This window comes from Caldisphaera sp., assembly GCF_023256325.1.
Taxonomy (GTDB): domain Archaea; phylum Thermoproteota; class Thermoprotei_A; order Sulfolobales; family Acidilobaceae; genus Caldisphaera.
In genome coordinates this window covers 1-15,268 of sequence record NZ_JAGDXI010000034.1, presented here as the reverse complement: position 1 = coordinate 15,268, position 15,268 = coordinate 1, and the positions used below count along the sequence as shown (strand labels likewise).

Annotated in this window: 9 protein-coding genes; 4 read left to right on the top strand and 5 right to left on the bottom strand. The window is 29.5% G+C overall.

What is annotated here, in order from left to right:
- Positions 1-117: 117 nt before the first annotated feature.
- Entirely contained in the window at positions 118-1,164 is a 1,047-nt protein-coding gene (locus tag Q0C16_RS04750; protein ID WP_292319990.1) for an NCS2 family permease, read from the top strand.
- A 284-nt stretch (positions 1,165-1,448) separates the two neighbouring features.
- On the opposite strand, the gene Q0C16_RS04745 is transcribed toward Q0C16_RS04750, so the two are convergent.
- Both Q0C16_RS04745 and Q0C16_RS04740 read right to left on the bottom strand, forming a co-directional pair.
- Entirely contained in the window at positions 1,449-4,331 is a 2,883-nt protein-coding gene (locus Q0C16_RS04745; RefSeq protein WP_292319988.1) for a hypothetical protein, read from the bottom strand.
- A gap of 509 nt (positions 4,332-4,840) precedes the next feature.
- Positions 4,841-5,548, bottom strand: a complete 708-nt coding sequence (locus tag Q0C16_RS04740; RefSeq protein ID WP_292319986.1) for a hypothetical protein — start codon at positions 5,546-5,548, stop codon at positions 4,841-4,843.
- Positions 5,549-6,034: 486 nt separating this feature from the next.
- On the opposite strand from Q0C16_RS04740, the gene Q0C16_RS04735 reads away from it, so the two are divergent.
- On the top strand, positions 6,035-7,492 hold the full coding sequence (locus tag Q0C16_RS04735) for a hypothetical protein (RefSeq protein WP_292319985.1): 1,458 nt from the start codon (positions 6,035-6,037) through the stop codon (positions 7,490-7,492).
- 355 nt (positions 7,493-7,847) lie between these two features.
- Here the strand turns inward: Q0C16_RS04735 and Q0C16_RS04730 are convergent, their stop codons facing one another.
- The gene (locus Q0C16_RS04730; RefSeq protein WP_292319983.1) at positions 7,848-9,383 is read right to left on the bottom strand and encodes an APC family permease; all 1,536 of its coding nucleotides are present in this window, start codon (positions 9,381-9,383) and stop codon (positions 7,848-7,850) included.
- 214 nt (positions 9,384-9,597) lie between these two features.
- Here Q0C16_RS04730 and Q0C16_RS04725 point away from each other — a divergent pair, with 214 nt between their 5' ends.
- Positions 9,598-10,041 (top strand): HPP family protein, encoded by a 444-nt coding sequence (locus tag Q0C16_RS04725; protein ID WP_292319982.1) that lies wholly within the window; start codon positions 9,598-9,600, stop codon positions 10,039-10,041.
- A 111-nt stretch (positions 10,042-10,152) separates the two neighbouring features.
- On the opposite strand, the gene Q0C16_RS04720 is transcribed toward Q0C16_RS04725, so the two are convergent.
- Positions 10,153-11,790, bottom strand: a complete 1,638-nt coding sequence (locus Q0C16_RS04720) for an ATP-binding protein (RefSeq protein ID WP_292319980.1) — start codon at positions 11,788-11,790, stop codon at positions 10,153-10,155.
- 11 nt (positions 11,791-11,801) lie between these two features.
- On the opposite strand from Q0C16_RS04720, the gene Q0C16_RS04715 reads away from it, so the two are divergent.
- A complete protein-coding gene (locus Q0C16_RS04715; RefSeq protein ID WP_292319979.1) occupies positions 11,802-12,887 on the top strand; it encodes a DNA double-strand break repair nuclease NurA in 1,086 nt (361 codons plus the stop codon).
- Positions 12,888-13,164: 277 nt separating this feature from the next.
- Here the strand turns inward: Q0C16_RS04715 and Q0C16_RS04710 are convergent, their stop codons facing one another.
- The gene (locus Q0C16_RS04710) at positions 13,165-15,216 is read right to left on the bottom strand and encodes a hypothetical protein (protein WP_292319978.1); all 2,052 of its coding nucleotides are present in this window, start codon (positions 15,214-15,216) and stop codon (positions 13,165-13,167) included.
- Positions 15,217-15,268: the final 52 nt, after the last annotated feature.

Genomic DNA, 15,268 nt, shown 5'->3' with positions numbered 1-15,268 from the left:
TGCTAACCAAGAATTTTCTATATTAAAAGTTATACCGTGAGGTCCAAGCGCTGAGTTATACCTGCTTTTACAAAAATTTTAAAAATTTCTCCATTATCGTCATCAATCGATATACCTATGTTTTCTATCTATTTAGCTTTAATATCAGTTCTATTTAATGGAATCCTTTTCATGATATTCTCTATAGGTAAAATCAGAGAATTTATAATAAACTCCGTTCCGGAAAGCATAAAAATTGGCATTGCTATAGGAATTGGCCTATTTATATCTACTATTGGCCTCTCAGATATAGGACTAATCATGCCTGGTAATGGTTTAGTTACTATAAACTGGCAGTCATTTTTAACTTTGCCTCTTTACATAGGCTTTCTTACATTAATAATAGCAACAATATTAAACAAGTATAAGGTTTCAGGTTCTTATTTAATAGCAATAGTCATTGCTACAATAATTGGAATTGCACTTAATTTAGTTAGCATACCATCTACTTTTTCCTTGATCCCAACTTTTTCTACATCAATACTAAATAACATCCCAATGTCATTCTATCTATATTTTACTTTGTTTGGAATAGGATTTCCAATAGCTTTTTCTTTGTTTTTAGTCGATTTCTTTGATGGAATTGGAACTATAACTGGATTAGCTGATAAAGCTGGTCTTATAAAAAATGGTAAAGTTATTAATATAAATAAAGCCTTGATTTCAGACAGCCTTGCTTCAATAATAGCACCCTTCTTTGGAACTTCAACAACAGTTGTATATATAGAATCAGCAGCTGGTATAGAATCTGGAGGAAAAACTGGATTAACATCCTTTGTTACAGGCATCTTATTTTTAATATCAATGGTTTTAGCTCCATTGTTTATAATAGTTCCTTCATTTGCGACAGGAGGTGTTTTGGTAATAGTGGGGTTATCATTCATGACCTTATTTGGAAAACTAATTCAAATTACTGATCCTTTGGAATACATACCAGCATATTTAACTATACTAGGAATCCCATTAACATTCAGCATAACTGCAGGAATAGGACTTGGAGCTATAACATATGTATTATTAAAAATATTTGCCGGTAAGTTTTCCGATATAAGACCAGGAATTATACTAATTGCTATTCTATTTGCCTTATACTTCGGTTTAACAACTTATCTGGAAGCAGGATAATTTTATTTAATATATAATCGTTTAATTTTATAAATTTTTAGTTTGAATAAAAACATAAGGTATTATATTTTGGAGAACTAAATGGAACTTACGATAACTAATGTAATGAAAGAATTTGGATCTCAAATAAAGATTAATGTTATTAAATAGAAGCAGAAAATATTTAAATGCAGACACATTAGTTAAAAAAGGTAATGGTTTTATTTTCATAGAACTTAAAGAAAAAATAAGTTACATATTAAGATATTATCTTCAATGATTACGAATAAATTATAAAGGCTATATTACGAAGGCCACTTCTTTAAAAGCCTGAAACCCATTAGCATATAAATAAGAGACATCAAAGCTATTAGGAAAGCTACATAAATGGGCATTAATACAATGTATGTGCCAATGGGATAGCCATAAGACAGACTAGTTTGATTTGAAGCAGCATGTAACACAGAAATACTTTGTAATATTGTAGTATTGGTCTTAGCATACAAGGTCTGATATGCTATGATGGATGCTGTACCGCTTTCTATAAACAAAAAATACATAGCTAGGAATCCTATAAACCAAAGACCCTTACTAACTTTCTTAAAACCTTTATAATTTAACCTATCATAAAGACTATAAAAACCATCACTCATATGGTAGAGAGCTATTGAAAATATAAGAGGTAACAAGAACAAAGCAAATATTATGTAAGCTAAAGCCATGAAGTCCAATGTCAATATACTCTCCTTTGAGATGGTGCTTAAACTAAAAGTAAAGGGAACAAACAAACCATATCTTATATTACTCATATTCTGGGAATTTTGAATAATAAATAAGAAAAATATAACAGCTGGCATAATAAGCAATATTAAAATACCTATACCAAGTAAAAGCATGGAGTGCCCTGCTCTTTTAACTCTAGTTTCCTTTATTTGAGAACCTAATTTAACTAGGTAACGAGAACTATTGATTATACCAATAGGTATCAAAATGGGGAATATTATTCCGATTAATGATAACATAGCCCAAAAACCAGCCCTAGACCCAATATTATTAATAAAATTCCTATCAGACGTTGTGAATTCTTCCGCAACTCGCTCAATTAACGTAAAGCTTAGCTTAGATCCGGAATAACCAAACATGAGTATGAAAAGAGGTATTGATATAATAACGGAATAAATGATTAAATCATTTAAGTTTATTGTAAGTAAAGATGAATAAATAAAATTAAGAGGCGAGAGGAGAGAATAATAGTGAAGATTATTTTCCGTATAAGCTGTTATATTAACTACATATCCTATTACAGTTACCATAAACCAATAAACTCCGTAAAACAAGAATCCATAATTAAAAGCTTTTATGGCTTTCGATTCTTTATTAAAATGATGAAGAGTTCTATAAGCTCCCAAGGGGATTATGGACATAATTGTTAGAGGCATAAGTATCATAAGGGATTGCATAAGCCAGACTATAATTAATAAGTGAATGAATGCTAAAATTATAGAAAACATTACAAACATAACCATAGTATAAATTATAAGGGATTTAATTAAAGCTGCATGCTCAGCAGGGGGTTGAAGAATTATATATGAAATTGTTCCGGCAATTGCTATTGCATAAGCATCTAGTATTAATGATATAAGAGGCGAGTGCATCCAATAAAGAAACGTTATAATAATTATTGAAAAAATAGTTGCTAAAAGAACAACAAGACCAAGATAGCCCCCAGATCTCTTCCTAAATTCAATAAATCTCCAAAGACCAACAGTGTCCCAGGTATAATGTATTATAAATAATATGATCAAAAAAGCTAGCAGCATATATAGCACATCTGATTCAAACATGCTGAGCAGCAATTTGCCTGCAAAGTATGGATTTGGTAGCTCCACTACGCTATAATTATAACCATGAAATATTATTTCTTGTATTAAGTGTGGATTTTGTTGCTCTATGGTATTTAATGCCTGAAGGTACTTTAACATAGCTATAGTAGAGCGAGCTAAAACTGGATATGTCATCAATATTCCTATTAAGCCAAGTAAGTAGGTTCTAAAAGCAATGTGTTCTAAATCAAGGTTTTGTCTTATTATAGATCTAAGTCCAACAAAAATTATTACAACAGCCGTTATAATCAATAAGAGATCCATAAAAACATCTGGCAAGTAAAGGCCATTAAGCCATGCAATATTTGCTGTAACAAGATTTGTTTTATATCTACCTTGGATTGCATTTAATGTAATGTAAGTTGAAGCTATAGTTGATATTGAGCCATTTGTACTATTCATGAAATTATTAATTACACTATTCATGAAATTATTAATTACACTATTCATGAAATTATTAATTACATTTAAAGATGATTGTAGTTTAGTCATTAATGAACTGTTTACAATGCTAGATAAAACACTGTTTTGCGTTTCATATGATATCATGTTTGAATAGGAATTCAATGTATTTTGAACAATACTTATATATGAAGATAATTGCTGTGCAGCACTGTTCATAAGATCGATACCATTTGTTTCATTATTAAATGCTTGTAGAAAGCCTGGTGGAGGTGGGCTATTATTTTCTATATATTCTATACCCATTATTACTGTAGGTGTGTAAGCTATGACTAAGGATGAACCTTCATACCAATTGCTTACCATTTGATTTATCTGATTGGAATATCCTTGAAGTGTATTTACTGAGTTTACAAAGACCTGAACTGATGGGATATATGTAGCTATTTGATTTAAACTAGACCAATATGAACTATCAGTAAGTTGCCCTAATATAGAGCTCAATTCTCCACTAATTTGCATCGCCTGTCCTGATAGTTTTTGATATTTTTGTGCCAGCAAATAAATCTCTTCTAAAGAATTAATTAGGCTCTTTGTATTTACATACCTAAAAGCGCTAACCAAGGCATAGTATCTTATATAAGGCTGAGCTTCAGAATAATTGTTTATAGCATAATTTAGTTGATTTTCTGAACTTTGCTTAATAGATACAACAACAAAAAAATTAGTATATGGAAGGAGTCCGCTACCATAGATTAGCTTAGTTTTTGTTGTAGGGTTTATTGGATAATTATGAGAACTATTAAGTATAGCATTAGTAACTACAACTGAAGTCAAAATGAGAATTATCATGAGAAGAGGCAACAAAGCTGTTTCTGCAGCCTGGAAACCCCTTCCCTCCATTATAATCACCGCAAGCTAGATAAAGTTGCATTACTATTAAGCATAAAATCTAAAAGCTTATTAGGATCGAATAAGAAAAACTTTATTGATTTGATCCAATAACCTTGATTTTTACATATATAGAAACTTAGAGAATAAAGGAATTTCTTAAAATATGGTTTCAATTTGTAATCAAGCTTTATTATGTAAACATTTATGAATTTAAGACATAATTTAATCCCACACAATTTAAATCACTACCTATCTGCCATGCAGTTACAGTTTTGTGGGATTTTTTACAGCGTATTACACTTTTAACCCAGTTATTCAAAAGTTAAATAATTTTCGCGAAAACTGATTTGAATTCTAATTTGAATTAATGTTATAATACGTTTGCATTGTTTCCTTACAATTATTACATCCTTAGGTTTCTTAAATATATTATTGAGTATATTAATCAATACTTATTTCTTTTCTATTATGATAGCTATATTTATCTTTTGCTTTGCAATTCTTCAACAAAATAAATTCTAAAGATAGTTTATTAAAGATCCTTTAACAGCATTAGGCTCTTTGTGAGCTTTAAGGTATTTTTCAGAGTAGAACCTAGCAAAATCTTCCATTAGCCTGTAGAAATAGGCTAAGAATTCATTTCTGAATTCTAATATCTTTTGCATTTCTTCTTTTTCCATGTTAACGTTTATGCCTTTCAACATAGCTATAAATTGCTGGGTTATATTATAGTACTTTTCCATATATTTTTTGTTAAGCTCTATTAGCTTATCGTTTAATCCAATATAATACTCCTTTAGCAATAATGGATTTTCGCAAACAACTCCTATATTATCTTCATATTTACACAAACTACGATTTACTGCATCAAATATTGAAGAAAAGATTATGAAAATCATAATATTCAACAAGCTGTATGTATAATAAGATGCCGTCCAACTTATGCTTTTTATAGGCGCAAAGAACCTTTGTAAAATATCATTAGCCTCTGTTGGAAACAATTTTCTATTACTTCTATAAACCTCTGAGAGGTACTTTAAATCCTTGTAGAGCTCAAGCCAATTTAGCCATGAGGATTCTACATCGATAAATAATCCTGTTTTTTCTATCCTTTGTATAATACCATCTAAACTTTTGTTAATATGTTCAAAACGGCCTATTTTAAGTTCCTCAAAATGCTTTCTTTTCATCAATGAGTTTACAAGAACTGACCAGAGATTATCCAAAATACATCTCCAATATTTAATAATTTTGTGTAGATTTAAATTTTTATTAACGAATCTTATCTATAATAATTTTGCATTAAAAAAGCAAAAATAATGTTATTTAAAAACATAAAAATTTATATTCTGTGTTTTGAGATGATTATTTTTAATGCTCTTCTAATTTATAGTTTTGGTTATATTATTATAAAAATTATTTCTTATCTATAAACAAAAAATAATAATTCTGTTGAAAAATTATAAAGTGGTGTCAGTAGGTTGAATTTAAGACAAACCCTGCTGACTCGTATAAATATTGAGCAAATTATAAATTTTAAAACAAAGAAATTCAAAACAATTGATTTTACTTATAAGAAAAAAATAATATTTTTATTTCATGTCAATACTTTTTTGCTATCATCAAAACATAAGCAACTTTTGCTTATTTCTTTTAGAGATAATTCCATAAAATTTTTTAAATCAATGAAAATTTTAAACAAGTGAATAACCATGACAGCCAAATTAAATTATGTTGAGAGCTTTTATTTAGTATCGTCATATCCTGAGCTAAGACCCGTACTAAGGCTTGCCAGCCTCGGATTGCTAGAAAATTATGAAATTTTATCAAATAGCCCAGCTTATGCCATAATCCTTGACCAAAACAAGAATCAGTTAGCAGATGTTTATTTGAGCGACTTAGCAAATCTAACAAAGTCTCTTCTTGATTTATCAAGCAAGATTATTAATGAAACGGATAAGATTTTAATAAACTTATTAGATAATTCTAGAAACCAATTATACTTGAAGGAAATTGATAAGGGTACAATTAAAGAACTCTTACGCGAACTAAATCCAGCAACAAAAATCCCACTACCTCTATTTAATGAGCTCGGTGAACCCACCTTCAAATGGGCTATGGGAATTATTGGTTATAGGAAGCTGACAAGGGGTGTAATTGAGACCTTTATACCAAACCTTGGTTCATTTAGCTTTGATAACTCTCTTGATCAAAGTGATTTTCTTGCTTTTATCAAAAATATAATTAACGCTTATCAGACAAATAACTTAGACATGTTTTTAGCTACTGCAGAAAAGTATAGAGCAAAAGTAACATCGCTTGAACTATATAATCAATACCTTTTACCTAAAAAACCCATGGATAGAAACAAGCTAACAGAGTTATTTACTACATTCAAGATGTTACCCGAATATAAAAAAATACCTAAAGGTTATGGCGACATCATTAATTTTCCTATAAAAAATCAACTTATGGAATACAGCATGTGGCTTAGGCCACGACTTGCAAATGGTACCATACATTATTCTCCCTTTTATAATGGAGAATATGCAAAACTGAACCTATACGTTTATGATATCGAAGATGATAGGTTCCTTGATATGTGGGCATATACATGGCATGGAAGAGAAGTTCCTGATAGGATTATATTTACAGAAGATAAGCAAAATATAATTGCAAGACTACCAGAAAAAGGACCTCTAATGAAGGGAATAAGCATATTTATAAGCGCTCTTATAGGGCAACCAATTGCTTTAAAACCTGCAAACGATGTCAAATCACTTAATAAAATCCTATGGGAAAAAGCAAGAGAAATTTCCTCCCAGCTTCAACCTTTTTCGGTTCTTTCTAATGGTGAAAAAATTTTAAACCCATTATTCAAGTTTCCAAAACCTCTTTTAAAATTTGTAATTACTAGTTCCATTTATGCAATTACATTAGGAGGTTACTTAAAAATACAAAATCCAAAAACATCATATGAGAAGGAACTTAAAAACAAGCATAAGGATGAAATTGTAATTAATTTCCTGGGCAGCACAATAATAGTTCCTTATGATATACTAAAAGCAACAGAGACCATGATAAAAGCATCCCAAGACATGATTATATCTGAAATTTGCTGGAATGCAATAAAAGAGCTAAATGAAAACTTAAGTAAAAATTATTCCTAATTTTTCATTTTCAAAATTCAATTTAACTCCTCATTTATATATTTCTTAAAATTTAAAATTACTTGCAGATCTATGTGAAAAATCATATAAAGCTTAAGATCTTTCTTTATGATAATTCATGAAGAAAAACATATTCAGAGAGCGTTATTAAATTGTATCGGTATAACTTTAAGAAAAAGCAAGAAACTAGCTATTTCACGTCTGGAATAACCAATGAACTACTATCTATTGTTGTAATTTTAAAAATTTTAGCTATTTATTTTAATTTCATCTTTGAATTTTGTAAATACTATCTATGCTGAATATTTTTAATTTACGGCTAATTTTATTTTGTCAATTAAAAATAAAAATTTCTTTAGTATTCAAATTTCTTTCCAGCCTCATAACCCCAGAAATAGAATATTAATGAAACCACAATAAATAGTATGTTATCGTATGGGAATGGTATTTTGTTTAAATTGCTGCTTCCAAAATATGAAATTATCATTGTTGAAACCAAATATAAAGGTAGCCATCCTCCTGCTATGAAATCCCTCTTCTTTATTCCTATGCTTTTATGATAATAAGCAAGAAATACCAAACCTATGAGAACTGATATGCCAGCTATATAAATAGCGCTCCATCCTGACCAATAAATTAGTAAACCTCCAATAATAAAGGCAATGGGAGATAATATTTTGGATGCTGGAACTTTAAATGGCCTTTTCTCATCAGGATATCTAGCCCTAAAAACTGCAACGCTTATAGCTAATGGAGCATATGAGAAGATGAAAGCATCTATTAAAACAGTAAATATTGTTGCAAAAGATGGTAAAAGTAGAAGGTAAATTATTGATAGGACAAATATTAATATGTTCGAAATGTATGGAACTCCCTCTTTGTTTAGCTTTGAGAAAACTTTGGGGAAATATCTATCATAAAATGATAGGGAATAACCTACTCTTGAGGCACCACCAAAATAAATTAATGCATCTGTATATGAGGCAATAATCGTTCCTGCTATCATTAGAAATATTAAGATTAAAAGAAGATTTGAAGGTATTTTAACTGATGTCAAAGCCGTTATATAAGGATATGGTAGAGTTATTAATGAAGACCATTGAGATGGGTTACTGATAACTTTATCCGCAACTCCTAGAAATGCAACGCTTTCAACCAAATAGATTATCATTGTTATTATTAATGATGCTATAACTGCTTTAGGTATAAACTTCCCAGGATCTTTAACCTCTTCTGAATAATTAACAGGCTGCTTAAATCCAGCGTATGCCAGAATTGTTGATGTTACTGCAGTGAAGAAACCTATTGCGCCTAAGTTAACAGGCATAAAACCTCCTAAAACTGGTGAATTAAAGTTCTTTGCATTAAAGAAGGCAAATAGAGCCAAAACAGGTATCATAACCATAGCTATTTTTAAAACTGTTAAATAATTGTTTATGTCACCTATTAAACCAACGTGCTTGTTGTTTATCAAATACGTTATTAAAGCTATTATTGCACTTATTACTATACCCAATACCGTTAGAAAACCTGATTTATATAATGATGGAAAATAATATGCTAGGTATTCAACAAAAGCTATTATAGAACTTGGAGTGACTAAAGCATAGCCCAAAAATGCAGACCAACCGTTTATTGAACCAGCAACTGGTCCATTGCTTTTAGCTGGGTAGTAAGCTACGCCACCAGCTCTGGGCCACATAGTTCCAAGTTCTATAACAACTAAAGCAACAGGTATAATTAAGAGAAATGCAACAATCCATGATAAAATACCTGCTGGACCATCATAACCTAAAACATAAACGGGAATAAATGCTACTGCATCACCAATAATTGCTCCTAACGTTAAAAATAATACGTGCCAAAACCCCAACTCCTTCCTAAAGCCCATGTGACCACCCTAAAGACATATGTTTATATATTTATAAGCTTTTCTCTCTTTTAAATTTATAACTAAGACAAATTATTTAAGCATTTTAATTTTAAAAATAATATCATGCAACGTCTATTTATTACTCTCAATGTTTTTATTAAATATACTAAAGAAAAAGCAACTTACATAACTTTAATATTTAATCAAGACAAAGATAAATAAGGGGTGCTTAATGAAACTATATTTTAATTTCAGTAAAATTAAGTTTGTTTCTTTAATAGAATTAATTACATCTATATCCATTTTATTGTTAATATCGGTACTTCTTCATGAAGAATATATTCTTCCACCCTTTTTAGCAACTGCATCAACAAAATATGCTGATAAGGATTGGAAAATCAACAAGCAAACCACAATAGTTTTTTCATATTTATTTGCTGGCATTGTTGCAGTAATTTTTTCATTATTTGTTTATGGAATTTTCTACGCAACAATAGCATCGTTTGTTTGCTATTTAATAGAATTAGTTTTAAATATAGAACACCCACCTTCTTTACTGGTTACATTTATTGGTGTTCTTGATCATGTAAAGTTCACGTACATTATAAAACCTGTTTTAATAGGAATATTTATTATAGAAGGTATTAGTTATATATTAGAATATAAAATAAAATAATCTTGATAAGGAATCTTTAATTAGAATATACTAAAATAACGCAAAATCTTTTTATTTCTTATATTTATAAAAAATTAACGCAAATTTACATAAATATTTAAAGTTAAAAATTTATGTTGAATCTTTTCTTTCTGAATTTTCTGCGAACTTTAAAGATCTAAATTCCAAATCGTGAACTTTTAAAGAAAATGTTCTTATTATTCCATATCCTGCTGGTGAAGATTGCAATAAATTTGTATATTTATCCATGCCAATTTTCATTAACGCATCTTCGTCTGCCCTCAACGCTATCTTAGTATTTGCTAAAGTAAGAATCAAATCATTTAGATCTGTAGGCCTATGAGTAGCTAGAATCGTCCCTATCCCCCTTACCCTACCTAACCTCATTATTCTGTTAATCAATTTTTCTAATGCCTCTTTTCCTTCATCACCTCTACCACTTTGAGGAAAATATTCATGAGCTTCATCAAATATCATTAAAAATGGTGTTTCCTTTCCTTCATTTTTATACCTACTATCAACAAGTTCAAATATTCTTTCTGCTATAATAAAAGCAGACATGGTAGCTGCAGAAACACCTTTCTCGAGAACATATCTTAAATCTACTACTGTTTTTCCGCTTATTATATCATTATATTGAGGTTCATCTAAATAAAGATCGGTTTTACCTTCTTTAATATGCGTATCAATAACTCCTGTTTCCCTTAGCAATACTACTGATCTAATTATGTTATCTTTTGTTGTCTGATGTAAAGGCAAGCTTTTTAAGCTACTTTCGCAATTTTTTTCCCATAAATCTATAGTACCTTCACAATTACTTGTTAACATTTTAAAGAATGCTGCACCTTGGGATGAGAAGAAAGGTGAAACCTCAGCTATTAAACCATAAGTTTTTACAAGCTTAAAGCCAATCAGATTAATTTTAAACTTTTTCTCTCCATCTAGAAAAACCATAGGACCTACTATTTTATCAACTTTATTGCTTATGTTGCTCCTTTTTAAGTAATTAGCTATTATATCATTAATTTCTGATTTAGAATAATCGCTTGTTATTGGTACAATTATGTTATATCCAAGCTCAGCTGCTGGCTTAACATAATCACCTTGTATATCAAAAACTATCAAAGGTATATTACTGTTTCTCATAATTACCTTTAACAAATTTGTTTTTCCAGCACCAGTAGTTCCTACAATTAATATATGATGTCTTAAGATTTCATCCGTTAACTTTAATCTTATATCCAGTTCTTTATAACCCTCCATTATATTACCAATCTCAACCCCTTCTTTTGGCAAACCAAGCATTCTTATTATAAATTCCTTATTTGGTATAAATATGGGGCTTTGAGGGTCTATTGGAGAAGAAGGGGGAACAACTTCTCCGTTTATTTCCTCAGATAGAAGCTCAATAGTTAATGAAAGAGGTGTTGTTAAACTGGAGATATCTTCAGTTGGAGTTAAAGCAGGTATTTTTGATATTGCTAAAATATCGGATCTCTCTACATTTATTATTCTTCCTAAAATTAATGATTTTGAAAATGGTAACGAAATACCAATATAGCTTCCTATCAAAAATTTTTTGTTTAAATATACTTCAAATGGGATTTCTGCCTTTATTTCATTATTTTCCTTTCCATATGATATTGGGGTTATCCTAGAGGCTATACCAACTACTTCCCCATTTTTACTAGCATTTTCCTTTGCTTGGTTTATAAAATTTCTTAAATCTATTGTATCGTTAGAAGGCATTTAATCACCTAATGTTATTTGCCATTTTAAAGTTAAAAATTTTTAAACGCTATAATTTAATAGGGGTCTTTACGGAAGTAGAATATGCAATAAGATCATTAATGAAGATTTTATCTGAAATATCATATAAAGAAAGCTACTTGGGTTCAGATTTACCTTCAGGCATTGTTGATGAAACGAGTTACATAAATTATGAAGGAGAAATTGATAGATGTGAGCCTCTAGATGAATTTGGTTATTTAGACAGCTCCTCAAGGATAATAAATGTACGAGGAGCAAACCTTTACTTCGCTTCACTATACGCAAACGATAATGGGAAGCATATATTAATACCTTTAGATGCATCAATACCTTTTATAGCCATAAAGGGATCTAGCGAAGTAATAAATAAAGTTAAGGATCTAGGTTTTATTGTTACTGAAAATGTTAACCATGTACAATATTCAGTTAACTATAAGGATGATAATATTTTGGATGAGCTGAGGATAAGCCTTGAGAATTATGCCATAAACCACGCTAAGAGCAAGGTTTTAATTGTTGATGGCCCAATTTTTCCTGGACCATATACAAAAATTATTGGAGAGCCTTATAAATCAGCTTTTGAAACTCTTAATATTAAAAGAAGGACTGATAATCTAATAGGAATAGTAAAGAGGCTAAGCTTTACAAGAAAATTAAGCAGAGAAGAAAACATAGCTAAAAAATATAAAAAATTAGTTGATATTGGAGCAACGGATGATATAATAGTATTTGAGATGAGCAAAGGATTTGATAAATTTATTTCTCCAATTTATAAGGAAGAAGTTGAGATATTGAAAAACAAGTTTTATCGTTATATGGTATACATTAAGGTTAGAAATAGCGTTTTCAGAGTTGAGAGCAGGAATAAGGAATTATTGTGTCAAGGTGTATGGACTTCTATAAAAAGTACATCAATAAGAGGAATACCAACTTTTATAGAGGTAGCGGATAAGATTTCTAAAAGGTTAAGTGCCTCAACTTATTTAATATCTTTTATTAATGCTATGAGCCTAATGGAAGTAAACTATGATGATTGGAATAGATATATTGAAGCTATGAGAGACCTGAGCGAATAATCATCATAATCATAATTTCTTACTATTTTGAATTAAAAACTAACAAGCATGATTTTTTAGCAAATGAACAAGTATAAAGAAAGAAAAAATTCTTTATATAAGAATGCGGTAACAAAAAGGTTGTTTATTATTAAAATATTTTAAATTAATTGAGAATAATACTTGCGAATAAACAACTAATTTTTTAAATAGTTATAAGACCACCTTTATCATGAAAATTTATCAAAAACACATAAATTAATTAAAATATTGATAACAACTAATTATGTAAAATATATTATTTATTACCTTTTATATCATCTCTACTTAAAATCCCTATGTCAATAAGTGTCAGCAGATTATCCCAAGCACGTGAGCGAACATATTTATTTTCAGATTGCAATAATGATAAGAAATAGCTCTTTCTTTCTTTAACCTTATCGAAGTCGATAAATCCTTTATTAATAAGTTTTGTTAAGTTTTCCCAAGCAGTTAAACGAACATATTCATTACTACTCTTCAATAATGATAAGAAATAGTTCTTCCTTATTTTAACACTTTCTAATTCAACTATTCCCCTATCAATAAGTTTTGTTAAGTTTTCCCAAGCAGTTAAACGAACTTTTTCATCTCTAGATTTTAATAAAGAGAGGAAGTAATCTGAGTCTCTTTTATCAATAATTCCCCTATCAATAAGTTTTGTTAAGTTTTCCCAAGCACGTGAGCGAACATATTCATCATTAGATTTTAATGCTCCCAAAAACAGTTTGTGAAAATCGTCAATATTGCTTAAAGCGTTTATGTTATTCAAAACAAAATCATCAAATAATAAGTTAACGATTCCATGTAAAAGCTTATCATCTATATCATCAATATTTACGAGAACATCAAGAGCCATAAGCTCAAAAATATCCTTGTTATACCATAGAGAATGTAAAAATTCGACAGATAATATATCATAAGCCAACTTTTTTCTTTTATTATTATTATATTTCTCATATTTTTCTTTATTTTTAAGGTAATCCTCAAAAAATTTAAAATAATTCTGAGGAATTCTTTCTAATTCTCTTAATATACCATTAATAACTTCATGATATTCTTCAACGTTATACATTTGGCTTTTTAAATTTTTTATGCAATCATCTATTTCACTCTCATCACTTTCAAAAATTGATTTAAATAAATAATCATAACCTTTTTTAACTGAATTGTGAATTGGCTTGATTTCGCCATAAATAGGATTTGTTTCGAAAAGAGGAAGCCTTGTATAAATTCCTCCCATTGTTAATCCTATAGTCCCAATCTTAGGTTGTTTCGTCTTTAATTTCTTTTGCTCATTAAAAAGAGCGTCAAGGGATTTTATAATGTATGATTTCTCATAATCTTCTCCATATATAAGCTTGAGTGCATCTTTATCAATCTCGCCTAAAACTACATTTTTAGTTTTTAATATAGCACCAAGGAGAGCAAGTATTAGCAAGAAATCCTTTTTGTCTTCTTTCCTTCTTGATGATATTTTGCAGTTAAATAGATAAAATTGCTCTATCTTTTTTGCGGCATACTTCACTGGATCTTTTTCTATCTCATTTATATCTTTTTCTCTTATTGCTTTTTTACCTTCAATAAAATATCTAAGTATTATAGGTAACCCATTAGCATTTTCAATTATTTTTTCTTTTAAATCATTAGAAATGGAAATTTTACCTCCAAGAAGCTGATCCAGAATTTTATGCATCTCATCCTTGCTTGCTTTTCCTACCTTAACTATTACCGTTCTGCTCTTTAATCTTTCTTTTTCCTCATCACTATTAAGACCATTTAGAGCTGTTTTATAAATTGTGTCCCAATCAATATCTGTAGCTGTAATTATTATTGGTCCTGTTACCTCTTTTTCTTGCTTTTTAACTGCTTTTATAAGTAGCTTATATGTTTCCTTTAGCTCAGATTCACTTACCCTTGAATCATCTATAAGCAAAAGAGATCTATCCTTAGGATACTCAAAATTTTCCATATCATCAATCGCGTAAGCTTTTATATTAGCTTCAGAAAGTAAAGCGTCTCTAACTACTCTGTAAGTGAGCCAGCTTTTTCCAACTCCAGATACACCAACAATGGCATAGACTAAAGGATCTGTAGACGGATTCCATAATGATATTTTATTTGAGATTTCCTTTCTATTTATTAACTCTTCTTCAAATTTAGGGCCTTTATATAAAGAAAGTTTTTCATGTATTTCAAGAGGTTCCTTATTAACTCCATAGTAGTACTTTAAATTGTTCAAATCAAGAAGTCTTAAAGCTTTTGCTTCGTTTGTAAAATTTCTTAAATTTGTTGTATCTTTAGAAGACATTTAATCACCTAATGTTATTTGCCATTTTAAAGTTAAAAATTTTTAAACGCTA